This window comes from Betaproteobacteria bacterium, assembly GCA_009377585.1.
In the GTDB taxonomy this organism is placed as follows: domain Bacteria; phylum Pseudomonadota; class Gammaproteobacteria; order Burkholderiales; family WYBJ01; genus WYBJ01.
Map to the genome: position 1 here is coordinate 1 of WHTS01000122.1, position 17051 is coordinate 17051.

The window sequence follows — 17051 nt, forward strand, 5'->3', positions numbered from 1 at the left end:
CTAAGGTCGATTGATCGCGATGTGCATAGCCTAAAGCACCGGGCAGGTGCGTTACGCGCGTGGCTGGTGCGTGCTGGAGCCCGCCTCGACCATTGCGCAACCGTTCGATGCACGAAGGATCGCGAGCCCGCTTGCGGCGCACCGGTCCAACAGGAGGAAGGATTTCGATGAATATGAGTACTGAAGCACCTTGCGCCGCGCTTGCGCGCGCGCGCTGTTTTCTCGCTGTAGTTCTCGCTGCCGCAGCGACGATGCAGCAGTCTCAGGCCCAGAAGTCTGCATGGAGTCCGCAGCGCAACGTGGAAGTCGTCGTGAGCGCGGGTCCGGGCGGCAATCAGGACCTCACAGCACGCGCGATCCAGGCGATCTGGCAGCAACGCAGAATAGTCTCCCCGGTAGTCGTCATGAACAAGCTGGGCGGCGGCGGCGCGATCGCATACGACTACATGAGCCAGCACGCCCGCGATCCCCATTACCTGCTCATGCTTGCGCCGACGCTGTTGACCAACCACATCATGGGCAGGACGAGGTTTCGCCACACCGACTTCACGCCCGTGGGCATGCTATTTGACGAATACATCTTCGTGTCCGTCAAGGCAGACTCGCCTTTGAAGAACGGCAAGGACCTGATCGAGCGACTCAAGGCCGCGCCCGATTCCCAGAGCGTCGCGGTTGCAACCGCCATTGGCAACCATATCCACATGGGTATCGCCTTGCCGATGAAAGCGGCCGGCGTCGATATCAAGAGGATGAAGGTCGTCACCTTCAAATCATCGGGGCAGTCCTTGACCGCGCTTCTGGGGGGGCACGTAGACGTGGCCGCATCGACTTTCGGGACGGTGCTCCCGCACCTCGAGGCCGGGCGGGTGCGCGTAATCGGGGTGAGCGCCCCGCGCCGCCTCCAGGGCGCCCTCGCCACTATCCCGACCTGGAGCGAACAAGGCGCCCGGGCGGCGTTCTCCGGATGGCGCGGCATGGCCGCAGCGAGCAACATCGAACCGTCGCAGGTGAAATACTGGGAGTCCGCACTGGGGGCGCTCGCGCAGACCGACGAATGGAAAGCCGACGTTGCGAAGCATCACCGCGATAGCCACCAAATGAGCGGCGCAGAGACGCGCAAGTTCCTGGACGAGCAGTACGTCGAACTCGAGAGCGCGCTCACGGAGTTGGGTCTGGCGAAGACTGCGAAATGACGGATAACAAAGACCATACACCGCGCGCACTGGAAGGCGTGCGCGTGCTCGAGCTCGGCACCACGATCGCCGGGCCGTTGTGCGCGCGGCTGCTCGCGGATTTCGGTGCCGAGGTCATCAAGGTCGAGGCGCTCGAGGGCGATCCGATACGCCTTGCGGGTATGCATTTCGAAGGACAGTCGCTCTACGCCAAAAGCCTCATGCGCAACAAGAAGCTCGTGGCGCAGGGACTTATTGACGCTTGCGTTGAGCGGGCGCGCGGGATACTGCTGCGCGGTCGCCGCAAAAGTCGCAGCGGCCAAGACGAATCCGAGGGCAATGCGTGATGTGAGTTGCTTCATGCTGATTTCCTACGCTCCTTCTGCTTGAGATGTTTGATCGCCGTGTCGCGGGTGCCGAGGGAAATCACCGAGGCGATTTTTTTCGGCACGTTCGCCGTTGCCGGTCCTGATGGCCTGCTTGCACGAACGAGATGATTCACGGCGGCGCTCGCGCGTAGCCAGCGCAAGCCGCGTGTAACGGATCGCCTGCAGCGTCAGGCCCTCGAGCATCGAGCGAAGCCGGCGGTTGCTCACCCTGCCAGTGAGTACCTGATTGATCCGGTGCGCGCGTGCAATGTATTCCTCGCTGCGGCTGTCGGTTTTGGCGAGCTCGACCAAACGCGCGATCGGCGCTTCGACCTGTGCTATGAGATCGCCTCGCGCCGGATCTTCGGCGATCCAGGGCGCGCGCAGGCCGATGTGTGCAGCCCGCACTTGGTAGATCACGACCACCGCTTCTACGAGCGGTTCTCCTGGTTCATATTGGCCGGCGACAATTTGCTCCGCGAGCTTCATCGCCAGCTTTTCAGGCAGGGTCTGCGACAGGGAAGGCGGGGGAACGCTCACGATCTGGCTGTGACACTGAGGGAGAGCGCATTATAGTATGTAGTATGCGCTGCAGGATTGTAGATTCGCGATACGACCAATGTAGGACGGGCTGCAAACGCGTCATTTAGGAGGAGTGCGCATGCAATCTGCAGTGCGCGAAGTTTTGGGCAAACCCATCACCGATCGCAGCGCGTGGAAAGGCTGCGATCTCGCCGAGCGCAAAGACTGGATACATACCCTCACGCCCGCAGCGATCGCGGACATCGACGAGGCGCTCGCGCGTCGGCGCGCGAATCCGGTCATGCTTACGCAGATCCGCCGCCGAGCATTTCTAGTTGCCGTCGCTTGGGAATGAGCTCGCAAAGGCCTGAAGTACATGGACAGGAATGTGCGCGCCTACCAGACGGACGCCGAACTTTTCTTTCACAACTGCGATAGCGTCGGCCTGCTCTCCTTTCGCAAGGCGAAGTCCGGCGGCGTATCGCGTCTGGCGAGCGCGATGACGCTGTACAATGAGGTGCTTGCAAAGCATCCGGAGCATGTCGAAGTGCTCGCGCGGGGCTTCCATTACGATTTGCGCGGTGAGGAGCTTCCGGGCGTCTCGCCCCTCACGCCGCACCGCATACCGGTCTACAGCTGGCTCGAAGGGCGGCTTTCGTGCCGTTATGTTCATACCGCGATCGTGACGGCAGCGCGTAAAGCGGGAATGAGCTTCACCGACGAGGAGACTGCAGCAATGACGTTCCTGAACGAGACCGCGGCGCGCGAGGACGTGCGTCTGGACATGATGCTCGAGCCGGGCGACATGCAGTTCTGCAACAACCACATGGTGCCGCATTCGCGCACCGCATATGAAGAATGGCCGGAGCCCGACCGCAAACGCCACATGCTGCGCCTGTGGCTCAACAATCCGAACGGGCGCAGGCTCGCCCCCGAATTCGCCGATCGCTACCGGCAGGGTATCGGCATGGGCGTGCCGCCACTCGCAGGCGCGACCCGAGCGGAAGTGGCGTGATGCGCGGTGGAATCAAGGCAGGCGGCGGTGCGGTGGTATTGGGGCTCGCGCTCCTGGCAACAGCACCGGTGTACGCGCAGACGTCGGGCACATACCCTTGGCGGCCGGTGCGGATGATTGCACCGTTTCCGCCTGCGGGCCCCACCGACGTGCTCGCGCGCGCGATCAGCGTCAAGCTCACTGAATACTGGGGACAGCAGGTCATCGTCGACAACCGGCCGGGCGCGGGCGGCAATATCGGCACCGCGCTCGCTGCCCAGGCGCCGGCCGACGGCTATACGCTGGTGATGGGAACCATCGCGACGCACTCGATCAACGAGAGCGTCTATCCGAAGCTGCCGTACTCCCCCGAGAAGGATTTCGTCGCAGTCGCACTGGCTGCGCAGACCCCGAGCCTCGTCGTCGTCCATCCGAAGATGCCGGTTAAAGTCTTCGGCGATCTCATCGCGATGGCGAAAGCGAAGCCCGGCGAGCTCATTTACGCGCACTCGGGCGTGGGCACGCTCGGACACCTCGCGATGGAGCTCCTCACGATGCATGCGGGCGTCAAGGTGACGCACGTGCCGTACAAGGGGACCGGTCCTGCGCTCACCGACACGATCGGCGGGCGCACACAGTTCATGATCTCGAGCTCGCTCAGCGCGGCGCCGCACGTGCGCAACAACCGCCTGCGCGCGATCGCGATCACGAGCGAGAAGCGTTCAGGCGCGCCGAAGCGCAGAAGTGGGCGAAGGTCGTGCGCGCGGCGGGGATTAGGGCGAATTAGGCAATCCTCCGGGATCTCGAGACGATCTGCGCCGGGTCTGGCGCGTCGCAATCATCACTTGGCGTTGTCGATGGTGCCTGCGATGTCCAACTCGCCGGGGCCACCTCTCACTATATTGCAGGGACATTGCCCACGATGCTCACCGGCGACCTGACAGGCACCAGTTCCGTCGCGTATACCGACGTCACGCCAGTGAGCCTGCTGATCGCGGAGAGCAATGCGTTTTCCGTCCCGTCGGGCTCGGCGATCCGGAATGGAAAACAGCTCCTGGAGCGGATACGGCAAGCCCCTGAGACGCTGACTGTCGGCATCGCCCCAGGCATCGGCAGCCACGACCACATCGCGCTCGCGCTAGCCGCAAATGCGGCCGCAGCTGATGCCAAGAAGCTCAAGATCGTCATCTTCGGCGGCGGTGATATCATCGCAGCGCTGCTGGGCGGCCACGTAGATGTCATGATTGGCCCGGTGCCTATCATAGCTGCGCCGCCCAATACTGGAAAAATGCTTTGGCCGTGATGATCGAGACCAATGACTGGAAAAAAGCGTCGCGCAGAGCCTGTGGCAGCCTAAGTTTCTGAGAAGTAGCGAGATGAGCGCGTTTCTCGAAGGCCAGACGGCGCAATTCCGGCAAACGCTTGCCCGTCTGGGACTGGCGAAGCGTTAAGCGGGAAACCAGAAGGAGTCCTCGTGTCTGAGGTCAAAGTCTATTCGCACCCGGGCTGATTCTCCTGTGCGAGCACGAAAGAGTTTCTTTCGTCCAACAGGATCGCGTTCACCGATCACAACGTAGACGCCGACGCGGACGCAGCCCGCACGATACGCGCGCTCGGCTTCAGAATCGTACCGGTGACGGTCGTAGGCGATCGCGGCGTTCAGGGCTACGACGTTGCGGCGCTGCGCGATCTGGTCGGCTTGTCGGCAGACGCCAAAGGGGCGCTTCCCCCGGATGAACTGCTGGAAAAGTACAGGCTCGTCTTTCGCGCCGCCCAGCGGGCGGTCCTGCAAATTCCGGAGCTTGATCTCGACTGGACCACGCCGGGGCGCCGGCGCACATTGCGCCAGTTGACGTGGCACATTTTCGATCGTGCTGAAGACTTCATCCGCGTCGTCGATGGCGGCGAGTTCACGGCCGACATGGTCGACGATTACATGAGCCGGTCCAACCTCTGCCGGACCAGCGCGGACATCGCTGCTTATGGCGAGCAGGTGCTGACGAAAGTTGAAGAGCTCATCACGCACAGGCGCGAGTGGCTCGATAGGCCGGTCGAAACCTATTTCGGGACGAGCTCGGTGTACGACCTGCTGACCCGCGCGCTGTCGATGGCGGCTTTTCGGCTCGAAGGCACTTACGGCTACATGCGGATGATCGGCGTCGAGCCCTCTTCACCGCTCGGTCCCGACGACTACGCAGGGATCGCCATTCCGTCCGGAACGCCCTAGGGTCTCTTAGCGCGTAGTTTTCAATTATTCGCGCGACACCTCGCGGTATCAGACATGGGTTCCATGCCGGCCCTTCTCGCATACTTGCTGATGATTGTCTCGTCCTGGGTTCATCAGCTCCCGTTACACCGAATCAGGGGGGCGCTTGGCGAACCTGAGCCACCAGATCGGACGTGGGCATCCAACGTATTGCAGCGCAACGGCATAGAGCCAGCACCGGAGCGCGGCGCACGTGCTGCTGGCGTGCGCGGCATGTGCCCCGAACGATACAGCTGCCGTACCGTACATCCCATGTCGAGTTTGCATGACAAGGCATTGGTAAGCTGCACGCCATGTCTCAGCCGGCAGCTCAGCGTTCAATCGGCCTTCAAGCCGGCAGCCTTGACGAGCTTCGCATACTTCTCGATTTCGGAGGCGATATAGCGCCGGAAATCCTCGGGCGACTCGGAGGGAAAGGGCACGATACCGAGCGGTTGTAGACGGTCTTTCACATCGGATAGTCCGAGGACACGGTTGATCTCGCCGTGCAACTTGGCGAGTATCGGTCGGGGCACCCCTGCCGGTGCGACGAACGAGTACCAGTTATCAACGGCAAATCCCGGTACGCCGGACTCCGCCACAGTCGGCAAGTCCGGAAAGAGACTGACCCGCTTTGCGGCGGTGACTGCGATGGTACGTATCCTCCCCGACTTCATATGAGTGGCGGCAGTCGAAACAGTCGCAAAAATGAGCTGCAGGTTTCCAGCGACGAGATCCACCATCGCAGGCGCGCCGCCCTTGTAAGGGACATGTTGCATGCGAACACCGGCCATGAGGTTGAAGAGCTCGCCCGCCAAGTGGTCGGCACGTCCCGCCCCGGACGAACCGAAGTTGACGGGATTGGCTTTCGCGTAGGCAATCAAGTCCTTCACCGAGTTGACCGGCACCGAAGGATGGACCACCAGCACGTTGAGCGCCGAAACCGCGCGTGTAATCGGTGAGAAGTCCTTCAGTGGGTCGTAAGGTAGCTTGCTGTGGAGGCTCTGGTTGACCGCAAGCGGCCCAATGCCACCAAGTGCGAACGTATAGCCGTCCGGCGCCGACCTCGCCAGAATATCGAGCCCCACGATACCCCCTGCGCCGGGACGGTTGTCGACGATTATCTGTTGCCGCCAGGCTTCGTTGAGCTTCTGCGCGACGGCGCGCGATGTGATATCACCGCCGCCGCCCGGCGTAACAGGCACAATGATGCGGACCGGCTTGTTGGGGTAGGTCTCCTGAGCCGCCAGCACGGGAGACGCGAATACAAAGAGGGCGCAGCCATTTGCAGTTGCACGCGCAGTTTTCGTCAGCATGGCGTCTTCCTTCTTGCGAGGACCGGCGTTTGAGTATAGGACGGCATGGATCGCCTGGACAAACGGACGTTCTTACAAACCCGCTGTACATTCACCGCTATGTCTATCGATACTACCGGACGATCGACATGCCGACAGGACGAACAGCGATAGCAGCATTGAGAACTGTCGACGAGGCACAGTGGAAGCTGCGGGCCTCAAGATCTGAATAAGCCTTCGAGCAAGTCAACGGCGGAAAAACAATGGAGTTCGTGATGACGACAGCAAAGCTGGTTCTACATTTCGTCTTCCGGATCGCTTGCTATGGATTATTGGCGACCTCGTACGGGTATGCCCAGGAAGGATATCCAACCCGGCCGATCCGAATATTGGTTCCCTTTCCCGCTGGTGGTGCCGCCGACACCATAGGTCGAACGATAGGGCAGCAGCTGTCCGCGCAGATGGGTCAAACGGTGGTCGTTGACAACCGGCCTGGCGCTGCGGGCCGACTGGCTACCGAGATGCTGGCGCGCGCAGAGCCCAACGGCTATACGCTCCTTATTGGAACACCCGGCGCAATCAGCGTGGCACCGTCACTGTACGATACACTGCCGTATGACCCACAGCGCGACCTCCTTCCCATAACTTTGGTCGCCGAGGCCCTGAACGTTCTCGTCGTCAACCCGTCGACCGGCGTAAGCAACGTCCAAGAGTTCATCGTTTGGGCAAAGAAGGCCAAGGAGGTGCGCTTCGGCAGTTCCGGCATTGGCCAGACTGACCATCTCGCGGCCGAGCTCTTCAAACGACTCACGGGTGTGCGAATGACCCATGTCCCATACAAGGGAGGCGGACCTGCCTTGGTCGATCTGCTGGCCGGCGATCTGCACGTCATGTTTCCCACCTACGTCGTTGCAGTGCCTCATCTACAGTCGGGCAAACTGCGCGCGCTCGGCATCGCTACAGCCGACCGGAAGGAATTGGTCCCAGACCTTCCCGCAATTTCCGAGACAGTGCCTGGGTTTGGAATCAGCAATTGGGACGGGATCTTTGTGCCAGCCAAGACGCCCGCCCGCATCGTCGATCGGCTATTCGCGGAGATCACGAGAGCCATTAAGCATCCGGACTTGATCAAGCGTCAGAATGCAGCGGGTCTTGTTCCGGTCGCCAGCGCTTCACGGGCAGATTTTGTGAAGTTCATTCAGGAAGACAGGACCCGATGGGCTCAGCTCATCAAGGAGGTCAATATTAAGATCGACTAAAGCACACTGCGAAGAGGCCCCCGCTCGATAATGCGATGGCTTTTCCCCGGCCGCGCCGTCGCTTAGACTACGCTGGCTTCCCGCCGCCAAGGGGCTGCCCACTCTCCGAAGCGTCCGCTTGCGTAGCAGCGTTACTGTAATTTGGCTGCATCGGGGCCACGAGTCCAGCTCCCCAGAGCGCTCGATCCGTGCCCGCGAGCGCAGGTCCTCTACGGGCATCGCGGCGCCCAGTCGGGTGGACGCAGTCAGGCGGCGTGGTCAGCCGTGCGCAGGTTGCGACCAGACCGTGCACATTCACTGTGTCGAGCGCACGCAGCGCCTGCTTGCAGGCGTCCGACCGGGCTCGACCGGCTATCTTTCCGGCGAGTTGCTGCGATCGATGACCGGTGTGTAGCTCGTCCAGGTGCCGTACAAGGGGAGCACAGGTCGTGACCGCACTGCTCGGCGGCGAAGTCGAGCTCGCATTCGTGAGCCTTACGTCAGCCACCTGAACGCAGCGTTGCGGGAGGCGCTTGCGGACAAGGCGATTGCCCAACCCCTGGAGCTGCAGGGACTGATCGCCGCAGCGTCCTCTTCGCAGGAATTCGCCGCCTTGATCCGGAGCGACCACGAGAAGTGGAACAAGACGTTGGCCGGACGTAATTGACCAGCGCAGATCGGACCTCCTCGCGATGCCCTACGGCGGCAAAGCCGTCAACTCGCACAGTCTCGTCATGCGATCGGGCTCGCGGGTCTATCAAGCCGAAATGACCACGGTTGGGGCAAAGTCATACGAGCTGGAGGGCTTCAGGCAGACTTTGATCCGATGGCACCGCGCCTTCGACGTTGTTCGACAATGTCCGAGGCCATTTCCTCTCGTTCGGCCATGTACCGCTTCGTGGTGGCTCTCAACTCTCGCCGCACAATGTTCACGAGCTCAGACTGGCGCGTACGCGTCATCCGTCGATCGATCCCCGCGACGGCAATAGCCGCGAATACATCATCTTCCTCGTCCTTGATCGCCAGCGCGATCGCTTTGACGCCCGGCACTCCGGGGACGGGAGCGGACACGTAGCCACGCTCGCGTCCGGTCCGGACGGCTTTGCTCACCGTAGCCGCGCTCGTGCCGAGAAGCAAAAAGCTCGCGGCGTTCGCTTTGATGATTCTGTCCGATTCTTGTGCCGGCGAGGCGGCGAGAATCGCCACCCCGGCGGCGCCGACGCCGAGCGGCCGGCGGGTACCGACGTCGACGATCAACGTCTGGACCGGATAGGTGCCCAAGCATCGATCGATGCACACGGACTCGATGCCGCTGCGCAACTGAAGAAATACCGTGTCTCCGGTTGCTTCCGCGATACGCCTCAGCGTCGGCGCGTACATTTCCTTCAGCCGCTGGTTTTGGCGTGCGGCTATCGCCAGTTCCAGCAGCAGCGGCCCGAGAAAGTATCTGCCGCGGCTTTCGATGCGGACCGCGCCTTGACGAGCAAGGCACTTGAGCAACCGGTACGTCGTGGTCCGATTGAGTCGGCCTGCATGATGTCTGCGAGCCTCGCGCCGAGGGACATGTTCGCACCTACGGTCATCAGGATTGCAAACGCACGTTCCACGCTCTGCGTCCCCGAGCGGTGCCGAGGTGTAGCGGCCTTCTTCATCGAGCACATTGTGAACGATTTGACAAGGGGACTCCAGGGGGCGTAGAACAATACTTGGCGTATGCAACTTTCGGTGTTGCACGTTGTGAACGATGCAACCGAGCTTGGAAGCTTCGCTGCTTCGCCCATGACAGCGAACCCGCCGCTCTTTCGCCGATACCTCGAACCTGCGCTCGCCTCGCGCGAGCGACGCATCGACCCATAACATGACAGTCATTGATATGCGGCTGCGGCCGCCGCTCGAGTCCTGGAAGAAAACCGCTCAGTTCACTGAGGGCACGGCCTACTACCCGACGCGGTACGGGTTTCCTCGTCCGAAATCGGTGCAGACACAGTCAATGCAGGATCTTCTCGACGAGATGGACGCTGCCGGTATCACATGGGGCGTCATCATGGGACGTCAATCCGCGCCGCCGCACGGAGCAGTGCCGAACGACGAGATCGCCGAAGCCATCGCAGCGCATCCCAATCGCTTCGTAGGATTGGCCGGCATCGATCTCCGTGACATCGAAGCGGGCGTCAAGGAAATCGATCGCATGGCGAAGGCACCGGGATTCGTCGGCGCTTCGATCGAGCCGGGTGCCGGTGTCGAGGCCATGTACTCGGACGACCCGCGCTTGTATCCGCTGTACGAGCGCTGCCAGGACCTGGGCATTCCTATATCGATCACGCTGAGTGGGTACTTGGCCGCCATGGTCGGCCACGATCTTTCGTACGGCTCGCCGACATCGGTCTACAAGGTGGCAAAGGACTTTCCACGGTTGAATATCGTCGTCTCGCATGCGGCATGGCCGAATATCATGCCGATGATGGAAGTCGCGTTCATCAGGGAGAACGTGTACGTCTCGCCTGACCTCTACATGAACAGCGTCAACACGCCGGGCGCCGAGGAATACATCAAGGCGGCGAAATTCTTTCTCGGCGATCGCCTCCTCTTCGGCACGGCATATCCGAGCCGTCCGCTCAAGGAAAGCCTGGAGGCATTCATGGAGTGGGATCTGACTGGAGAACTTCGCGACAAGATTCTTTTCAAGAATGCAGCCCGCGTGCTCGGTCTCGATTAGGCAAGGACGACGATGATCATCGACGTGCGGTGCCGGCCTCCACTGGAAGAATTCCGCCGGTATTTCGACATCCCGCGCATCACATGGCATGGCAGACGCACCGGCGCGAGGGAAGTATCCCGGGCGTTCTGCGAGGGCTCGATGGCGCTGTACCTCGAGGAGATGGATGAGGCAGGCATCGATGTCGCAGTCGTGCAGGGACGTAATAGTCCCGAAGTATTCATGGGAAAGAAGTTCAACGCGGCATTCATACGCAACGAGCGGATCGCCGAGCTTCAGGACGAATACCCAGGCAAGTTCATCGGCGTCGCGGGAATCGATCCCTCGAACACGGCCCACGATGCCGTGAAAGAGACGGAGCGATGCATTCGCGCGCTCGGGCTCAAAGGCATTTTCGTTGAACCGGGCCGCGCGCTACAGTCGCACCCTGATGATCCGCGCATGTATCCGATTTATGAGAAGTGCCTCGAGCTCGACGTACCGGTGAACCTGATGAGCGGACCTTATGCAGGACCGGACATCGAGGCGTCGAACCCGCTGTACGTCGACCGCGTGGCGACACGCTATCCCGAGCTCAAGATCCTCCTCGCGAACGCGAAGCGAATTTTCAAGCTATAGAGACGCTCCGTGAGCATGCTTGCGCGAGGAGGCGCAATGACGAGGACCCATCTGCTTGCCGCCATAGCCTTGGCATGCACGAGCACAACGGCTTCGGCGCAGAGCTACCCCATGAAACCGGTACGCGTTATCGTGCCCTGGCCGCCAGGCGGCGGTACCGATATCTTTGCACGCGCGATCGGGCAGAAGCTATCCGAAGCGTGGCAGCAGCAGGTGATCGTCGACAATCGGCCCGGCGCCTCAGGGAATATCGGCGCGCAATTGGCTGCACAGTCGCCGGCGGATGGCTACACCATGCTGCTCGCGACCATTACGCTCGCCACGAGCCCCAGCCTCTACAAGTCTCTTGGGTACGATCCGATACGCGACCTCGACGCGGTTACACTCATTGCCGGGGTGCCTCATCTGCTGGTCGTCCATCCGTCGCTGCCCGCCAAGACAGTGAAGGAGCTCGTCGCGCTCGCAAAAGCACGACCAGGTGAGCTCAACTACGCCTCGGCAGGCGTAGGAAGTCCGTTCCATCTCGCCGCCGAGTTCTTCAATTTGCTCGCCGGCACGAAAATGACCAACGTGTCGTACAACGGCGGTGGACCCGCCGTCACTGCCGTAATCGGTGGCCAGGTCCAATTGACGTTCGCGAACCTGGTCGCCGTGTTGCCGCACGTCCAGTCCGGCAGGTTGCGCCCGCTGGGGCTCACCAGCGCGAACCGGTCCCCGGCAGCGCCGAATCTGCCGACGATCGCGGAGGGCGAATCCGAAACCGCGAAGTGGAGTAAAGTGATCGAGCAGGCTGGCATCAAACCTGAGTAGGCTGTGCGAGAAGGATCCTTGCGACTCGACCAAACGGTTGACGTAGTACTCGTCCCAATTGTCGTATTCGTCTTCATTGCGTGAAGAAGTCGTGGCCTTAGTGCGGTGTTGCAGGCGGCTCGAACCGAGCCTGGTTTCCGCTCGCTAGCCCGAATCAGCGCTAGACAGATGAGCGCATGTGCCCAGTGCACCGAAAAGGGGCATAACGAGCTTCGACGTGGGCCTGCGTCTTCGGCGAGCAGCGTAGGAGAAGGAGTCATGCGAGGAGACTACGGTGCGACCGTGATGCGTGTCGCCGCGCTGGCCTGGCTATTGGCCCTTTCGGCTGCGGTGCCGGCACAGGAATGGCCGGTGAGACCCGTTCGCATCATCGTGCCGTTCCCGCCGGGGCAGGGCGCGGACATCATCGGCCGGCTGCTGGCAGAACGTCTGACGCCGATTCTCGGGCAGCAGACCGTCGTCGAGAACCGTACCGGTGCCGGCAGCATGGTGGGCACCTCTATCGCCGCCAAAGCACCCGCGGATGGTTACACGCTTCTCATCGGCGGCAGCAGCGCGATGGTTATCAATCCGCATCTCTATCCTAATCCCGGCTACGACACGCTGCGCGATTTCGCGCCGATTACGAACATCGCCTCGCTGCCGATGGTGATCTGCGTGAATGCCTCCTTTCCAGCAAAGACGATTCCGGACCTCATCAGAATCGCGAAGCAGCGTCCTGATGAGATCAGCTACGGCTCATCCGGGAACGGCAGTACTCATCACATCCTTCAGGCGATGTTCGTGCGGGCTGCCGGGATCAAGGCTACGCACGTGCCGTACAAAGGGGCGGCGGCGAGCATGTCGGACCTGATCGGTGGCCGCATCGTCATGCTGGCCGATACGCTGCCCGCAACGGTGCCGCACATCAAGGCCGGCAAGGTGCGCGCGCTCGGCATCAGCTCGATCAAGCGCTCGCCGTTCTTACCCGATGTGCCGACGCTCGACGAGCAAGGCATCAAAGGCTTCAACGTGATCGCGTGGGCCGGCCTTTTTTCGCCGGCGGGCGTGTCAGCGCCGATACTCGATCGGCTGAACAACGAAGTGGTGAGGTTGCTCAATACCCCGGCAACGCAGAATCGGTTCCAGGAACTGACGATGACGACGATCGGCGACAGCCGCGCCGACTTCGATCGCTTCGTGAAGGCGGAGCTCGCGAGCTGGGGCAAGGCCGTCAAAGCATCCGGCGCGAAGATCGATTGAGATGGAGACACACCATGAGAGTCATCGATTTCCGCCTTCGTCCGCCGATGAAGGCATTCCTCCAGATGGTCATGTACGCCAACCTCGCGCGCACCGAGCACATGGCGCGCGGCATCGGGTTTACGCTTCCGCGGTCAGTGCGCGAGGCGTCGTTCGATCTGATGCTCGAGGAGATGGACGAAGCGGGGGTGGAGTGGGGCGTGGTGCCTGGTCGCATCTCGCCGGTGCTCGGAACGATCGAGGCCGACGACATTGCTGCGATCGTCGCTCGACGACCCGATCGACTCATCGGTTACGCCGGCATCGATCCTGTCGATTGCCGCAAAGCCATCGCCGCCATCGACGCGGCCGTGACGATGGGCATGAAAGGTCTGGTCATCGAGCCCGGCCTCTCCAGCAACCCGATGCATCTCGACGATGCGCGCATGTATCCGCTCTACGCTCACTGTCAGGATCTCAAGGTCCCGGTCCTCTTCATGGCGGGCGGCAACGCGGGGCCGGACGTCACATACACCTCGCCCGAGCATATCGACCGCGTCGCGCGCGACTTTCCGCACATGAAGATCATCTCGGGGCATGGCAACTGGCCGTGGGCGGCGCAGATGATTCACGTCTGCTACCGCCGGCCCAACATCTGGCTCTCGCCGGATATGTACATCTTCGGCGGCATGCCCGGCGCGCAGGATTACATCAACGCCGCGAACGGCTTCATGGCCGAGCGCTTCCTGTTCGCAACCGCCTACCCGCTACTGCCGTTCAAGGACGGCGTGGACACGTTCCTCAGGTTTCCGCTCAAGGAGTCGGTGATCGACCGCGTGCTCTATAAGAACGCCGCCGAGCTGCTTGGTCTGAAAGGATGACTGGGATGCGTGTCATCGACTTTCGTGTGAGGCCGCCGATCGCCGGTTTCGAGAAGGCCGCAATGTATACGCAGCCGGAGCGGACCGCGGAGATGGGCCGCGGCTTCGGCTTTCCCCACTGCTCTCCGGTGCTGCACGAGCCGACGCCCGTGGTGTTCGAGTCGGAGCTCCGTGCGTCCGGCGTCACGCTTGCCGTCATTCCCGGCCGCGTCGGTGCGCCGAACGTGGGTCCCACCGACAACGATGCGCTCGTCGAGTACGCGCGCGGCTGCTCGGACAGTGTGTGCGTCTTTCCGGCGCTCGACCCTTCCGAGCAGAGCTGGAAGGCACACGCCGAGCGCTACCTGGGCAAGAAGACGGTCAAAGGCCTGACACTCGAGCCGGGACTCCTGTCCGCGCCCGCCCAAATGGACGACGCCTCCTGCATACCGGTCTACGAATTCTGTGCCGGCCGCGGCGTGCCGCTCATACTTTCCGCGGGCGGCAACGTCGCGCCCGATTGCGGCTACACGCTGCCCGTCCACGTGGACCGCGTCGCGCGCGACTTCCCGAAGCTCGAGATTGTCGTCGCGCACGGCGGCTGGCCATGGATCAGCGCGATCAACCACGTCGCGTTCCGACGCGGCAACGTCTACATTTCGCCGGACATGTACGCGCTGATGCCTGGAAACGAAGACTATTTGAAAGCCATGAACACGTATTTGTCCGAGCGCTATATCTATGCGTCGTCCTATCCGTTCGTACCGCTTCGCGGCTATCTCGATGCTTTCCTGCGAGTGACGAGCGACACCGTCGCCGAGCGCGTGCTTTTCTCGAACGCTGCGCGGTTGCTGCGCATGCCGTAGGCCGATACAGCTCGGGCCGACTCCATTTGCGAGATCATCGATCACGAGGCGCCGCGGGAGACCAGCCGCGAGTCGATTCTTCACTGTGGTGCGCAATAATTCCCGCATTGGTTCAGGACCCTGCACCCCGGTCTTGAACCTGGCATGATGCGCGCATGTGGCATTGGTGCGCGCGATTCTTTGCTGTGCTCTCCGATGTTCTCAGGATGGGCGTGCTGTTCTTGCGCTCGTCGAACGCCATCCGAGCTGAGGACCTGGGTTTTCGTGCTCAGCTTGCACGATATATTGAGAGGGGCATCAAGCCCCGACGAGTCGATCACGCGACTCGAGGTATGTCTCGCAGTATTTTCGAGACTGAGTGATTGGCGCGGTACCGTGGTCAATGTGCGGCCATCGACTATGATTCGCTGGCATCGACTGGGATGGTGCATCTTCTGGCGATTGAAGTGTAGGGCAGGGCGACCGCCGATTCCGAAGAAACTGCGGCAGCTGATCCGCAGGATGGCCGCAGAGAACCCCTTGTGGAGCAAGGAGCGAATCGCCAATGAGTTGTTGCTCAAGCTTGGGATTCGCGTTTCTCATGGTGGCGAAATACGTGCCCAATCGAACGCCGGCCCACCTCGTGGCGACCAACGCCGGTCGATGTTCCTGAAGAATCACGCGAGGCGATTCTGGCCTGTGACTTCTTCGTTGTGGTGAGACTGCGGATTTCCGGATGCTGTACGTGTTTGTTGTGATCGAGCGCGGAACGCCAAGACTGGCTCACGTGAACGTGACCGCGCATCCGACTGGACGCTGCAGCAGTTGAGGGAGGTGGTCGGATACGGCGGAGCGCACCTGTACCTGATCCATGATCGGGATCGGATATTCGCCAAGCACCTCGATGACTCTATCAAGCCGCTGGGTATCGAAGTATTGCGATCACCGTTGGCGAGTCCGAAAGCAAACTCGGTTTGCGAACGGGTGATTGGGACGATTCCGATATCCGAGGCCCATCTTCGCTCAATTTGGAAAGAATGGGTTGCCCACTCCAACCAAGGACGTGCGAATAGCGCGCTGGGGCCTGGTGTGCCGGATCCACCGCGGGAATTGACGGTGCCCCGAAGACCGATTGCCGACATCGACGGGCGGCGGGTGCGTTCGTGCTCGCGCAATCGGTGCTGGGAGGAGATTAGCGCGTGACAATATGCCTGCGAGTCATGTGCAAAAGGGTGCCTCGCGACAATTTGCGAAGCACAGTGGAGTCTTCATGCCCCCTTTGTGGCGTACTACTACCACGTTGGGCAAATGGTCTTCAGCATCCGCTCGACCATTAGGCCGCCTGGATGTCAGCTTTGATCAACAGGCGCTCCGCACGACTGACTTCAGATCGAATCGTTCTGAGGAGTTCCCCTTGGCGCGACTGCGACATGCGTTGCTCTATGGCGGCGACAGCGAGCGCCGCGAAAGGCTTGCCCTGTGAGTCGATGATCGGCAGCGCCACGGCATGGACCCCCTCAACGCCGGGAACGACCGCACTCACATAGCCTACCTTCGCTGCTGCGCGCGCCTTCTTCAGCACCGCTGCCGCGGTTGTGCCGAATGATTGGAACTGGCCGGCGTTTGCCCGGGCGATCTCTTTCAACTCCTTGTCTGTCATCACCTGCAGCATTGCGAGACTTGCGGCACCGATGCCCAGTGGTCGGCGAGTGCCAACATCCACGATGAGCGTCTTAACGGGATAGTCGCCAAGGCGGCGGTCGGTGCATACTGATTCCAGGCCGTCACGCACCACGAGAAACACGGTGTCGCCCGTTGCTTCCGCTATACGTGTTAGCACAGGCGCCAGAAGCTCGTTCAGCCGTAGCTGCTGTCGAGCGGACACCCCGAGCTCCAGTGCCAGTGGCCCGAGAAAATAGCGGGTCGATTCCACGTCTACCCGCACCGCGCCCAGCCGAAGCAGGCATTTCAGCAGGCGATAAGTCGTGGTGCGATGCAAACCTACGACTTGCGTCAGGGCAGGCAGTGTCGTGCCGCTGCTATGCGCGGTCGCGACCGCCGTTAGAACTGCGAAGGCGCGCTCCACGCTTTGCGTGCCTGACGGAGTCTTGCCACTATGGCTGGCGCTGCTTGGAATACTCATAATC

Annotated in this window: 18 protein-coding genes; 14 read left to right on the forward strand and 4 right to left on the reverse strand. The window is 61.5% G+C overall.

Translation table 11 applies throughout. The features are described from left to right. The first annotated feature begins 107 nt into the window (after window positions 1-107). On the forward strand, window positions 108-1193 hold the full coding sequence (locus tag GEV05_25700; protein MPZ46715.1) for a hypothetical protein: 1086 nt from the start codon (window positions 108-110) through the stop codon (window positions 1191-1193). Beyond that, window positions 1190-1519 carry a hypothetical protein gene (locus GEV05_25705; GenBank protein ID MPZ46716.1) on the forward strand — a complete coding sequence of 110 codons (330 nt, stop codon included), beginning with the start codon at window positions 1190-1192 and terminating at the stop codon, window positions 1517-1519. Before GEV05_25700 ends, GEV05_25705 begins: the two co-directional genes overlap by 4 nt. 24 nt (window positions 1520-1543) lie before the next feature. Here GEV05_25705 and GEV05_25710 read toward each other — a convergent pair whose 3' ends face one another. Continuing rightward, window positions 1544-2029, reverse strand: a complete 486-nt coding sequence (locus tag GEV05_25710; GenBank protein ID MPZ46717.1) for a hypothetical protein — start codon at window positions 2027-2029, stop codon at window positions 1544-1546. Window positions 2030-2201: 172 nt separating this feature from the next. On the opposite strand from GEV05_25710, the gene GEV05_25715 reads away from it, so the two are divergent. From GEV05_25715 to GEV05_25735, 5 genes are all read left to right on the forward strand, one after another. Beyond that, window positions 2202-2417: a hypothetical protein gene (locus GEV05_25715; GenBank protein ID MPZ46718.1), complete on the forward strand. Its 216-nt coding sequence runs from the start codon at window positions 2202-2204 to the stop codon at window positions 2415-2417. A 21-nt stretch (window positions 2418-2438) separates the two neighbouring features. Further along, on the forward strand, window positions 2439-3077 hold the full coding sequence (locus GEV05_25720; GenBank protein MPZ46719.1) for a hypothetical protein: 639 nt from the start codon (window positions 2439-2441) through the stop codon (window positions 3075-3077). Continuing rightward, a complete protein-coding gene (locus tag GEV05_25725; protein MPZ46720.1) occupies window positions 2921-3997 on the forward strand; it encodes a hypothetical protein in 1077 nt (358 codons plus the stop codon). The genes GEV05_25720 and GEV05_25725 overlap by 157 nt, the downstream gene beginning before the upstream one ends. Next, complete coding sequence (locus GEV05_25730; GenBank protein MPZ46721.1) at window positions 3979-4359, forward strand: hypothetical protein; 381 nt, start codon at window positions 3979-3981, stop codon at window positions 4357-4359. Before GEV05_25725 ends, GEV05_25730 begins: the two co-directional genes overlap by 19 nt. Window positions 4360-4608: 249 nt before the next feature. Beyond that, on the forward strand, window positions 4609-5283 hold the full coding sequence (locus GEV05_25735) for a hypothetical protein (protein ID MPZ46722.1): 675 nt from the start codon (window positions 4609-4611) through the stop codon (window positions 5281-5283). A gap of 356 nt (window positions 5284-5639) precedes the next feature. Here the strand turns inward: GEV05_25735 and GEV05_25740 are convergent, their stop codons facing one another. Then, a complete protein-coding gene (locus GEV05_25740) occupies window positions 5640-6617 on the reverse strand; it encodes a tripartite tricarboxylate transporter substrate binding protein (GenBank protein ID MPZ46723.1) in 978 nt (325 codons plus the stop codon). A gap of 242 nt (window positions 6618-6859) precedes the next feature. Between GEV05_25740 and GEV05_25745 the strand changes: the two genes are divergently transcribed. Continuing rightward, entirely contained in the window at window positions 6860-7855 is a 996-nt protein-coding gene (locus GEV05_25745) for a tripartite tricarboxylate transporter substrate binding protein (protein ID MPZ46724.1), read from the forward strand. A 786-nt stretch (window positions 7856-8641) separates the two neighbouring features. Here GEV05_25745 and GEV05_25750 read toward each other — a convergent pair. After that, window positions 8642-9703, reverse strand: coding sequence for a hypothetical protein (locus GEV05_25750; GenBank protein MPZ46725.1), 1062 nt, complete (start codon window positions 9701-9703; stop codon window positions 8642-8644). Between GEV05_25750 and GEV05_25755 the strand changes: the two genes are divergently transcribed. The 6 genes from GEV05_25755 (at window position 9693) to GEV05_25780 (ending at window position 14925) form a co-directional block, all read left to right on the forward strand. Further along, window positions 9693-10550 carry an amidohydrolase family protein gene (locus tag GEV05_25755; GenBank protein ID MPZ46726.1) on the forward strand — a complete coding sequence of 286 codons (858 nt, stop codon included), beginning with the start codon at window positions 9693-9695 and terminating at the stop codon, window positions 10548-10550. The two genes, GEV05_25750 and GEV05_25755, sit on opposite strands and share 11 nt — an antisense overlap. A 12-nt stretch (window positions 10551-10562) precedes the next feature. Then, window positions 10563-11168 carry an amidohydrolase family protein gene (locus tag GEV05_25760; GenBank protein MPZ46727.1) on the forward strand — a complete coding sequence of 202 codons (606 nt, stop codon included), beginning with the start codon at window positions 10563-10565 and terminating at the stop codon, window positions 11166-11168. 15 nt (window positions 11169-11183) lie between these two features. Further along, window positions 11184-11978, forward strand: coding sequence for a tripartite tricarboxylate transporter substrate binding protein (locus GEV05_25765; GenBank protein ID MPZ46728.1), 795 nt, complete (start codon window positions 11184-11186; stop codon window positions 11976-11978). 168 nt (window positions 11979-12146) lie between these two features. Next, entirely contained in the window at window positions 12147-13220 is a 1074-nt protein-coding gene (locus GEV05_25770; protein ID MPZ46729.1) for a tripartite tricarboxylate transporter substrate binding protein, read from the forward strand. A gap of 14 nt (window positions 13221-13234) precedes the next feature. Further along, on the forward strand, window positions 13235-14080 hold the full coding sequence (locus GEV05_25775; protein ID MPZ46730.1) for an amidohydrolase family protein: 846 nt from the start codon (window positions 13235-13237) through the stop codon (window positions 14078-14080). Further along, on the forward strand, window positions 14077-14925 hold the full coding sequence (locus tag GEV05_25780) for an amidohydrolase family protein (protein ID MPZ46731.1): 849 nt from the start codon (window positions 14077-14079) through the stop codon (window positions 14923-14925). The genes GEV05_25775 and GEV05_25780 overlap by 4 nt, the downstream gene beginning before the upstream one ends. A gap of 1312 nt (window positions 14926-16237) precedes the next feature. Here GEV05_25780 and GEV05_25785 read toward each other — a convergent pair. Continuing rightward, window positions 16238-17051 (reverse strand): helix-turn-helix domain-containing protein (locus GEV05_25785; protein MPZ46732.1); only part of this gene is annotated, 814 nt, incomplete at its 5' end.

Coding starts and splice junctions, on each gene's coding strand:
- GEV05_25700 (MPZ46715.1), top strand. CDS start 108: ATGCACGAAGGATCGCGAGCCCGCTTGCGGCGCACCGGTCCAACAGGA.
- GEV05_25705 (MPZ46716.1), top strand. CDS start 1,190: ATGACGGATAACAAAGACCATACACCGCGCGCACTGGAAGGCGTGCGC.
- GEV05_25710 (MPZ46717.1), bottom strand. CDS start 2,029: ATGAAGCTCGCGGAGCAAATTGTCGCCGGCCAATATGAACCAGGAGAA.
- GEV05_25715 (MPZ46718.1), top strand. CDS start 2,202: ATGCAATCTGCAGTGCGCGAAGTTTTGGGCAAACCCATCACCGATCGC.
- GEV05_25720 (MPZ46719.1), top strand. CDS start 2,439: ATGGACAGGAATGTGCGCGCCTACCAGACGGACGCCGAACTTTTCTTT.
- GEV05_25725 (MPZ46720.1), top strand. CDS start 2,921: ATGGCCGGAGCCCGACCGCAAACGCCACATGCTGCGCCTGTGGCTCAA.
- GEV05_25730 (MPZ46721.1), top strand. CDS start 3,979: ATGCTCACCGGCGACCTGACAGGCACCAGTTCCGTCGCGTATACCGAC.
- GEV05_25740 (MPZ46723.1), bottom strand. CDS start 6,617: ATGCTGACGAAAACTGCGCGTGCAACTGCAAATGGCTGCGCCCTCTTT.
- GEV05_25745 (MPZ46724.1), top strand. CDS start 6,860: ATGGAGTTCGTGATGACGACAGCAAAGCTGGTTCTACATTTCGTCTTC.
- GEV05_25755 (MPZ46726.1), top strand. CDS start 9,693: ATGACAGTCATTGATATGCGGCTGCGGCCGCCGCTCGAGTCCTGGAAG.
- GEV05_25750 (MPZ46725.1), bottom strand. CDS start 9,703: ATGACTGTCATGTTATGGGTCGATGCGTCGCTCGCGCGAGGCGAGCGC.
- GEV05_25760 (MPZ46727.1), top strand. CDS start 10,563: ATGATCATCGACGTGCGGTGCCGGCCTCCACTGGAAGAATTCCGCCGG.
- GEV05_25765 (MPZ46728.1), top strand. CDS start 11,184: ATGCTTGCGCGAGGAGGCGCAATGACGAGGACCCATCTGCTTGCCGCC.
- GEV05_25770 (MPZ46729.1), top strand. CDS start 12,147: ATGAGCGCATGTGCCCAGTGCACCGAAAAGGGGCATAACGAGCTTCGA.
- GEV05_25775 (MPZ46730.1), top strand. CDS start 13,235: ATGAGAGTCATCGATTTCCGCCTTCGTCCGCCGATGAAGGCATTCCTC.
- GEV05_25780 (MPZ46731.1), top strand. CDS start 14,077: ATGACTGGGATGCGTGTCATCGACTTTCGTGTGAGGCCGCCGATCGCC.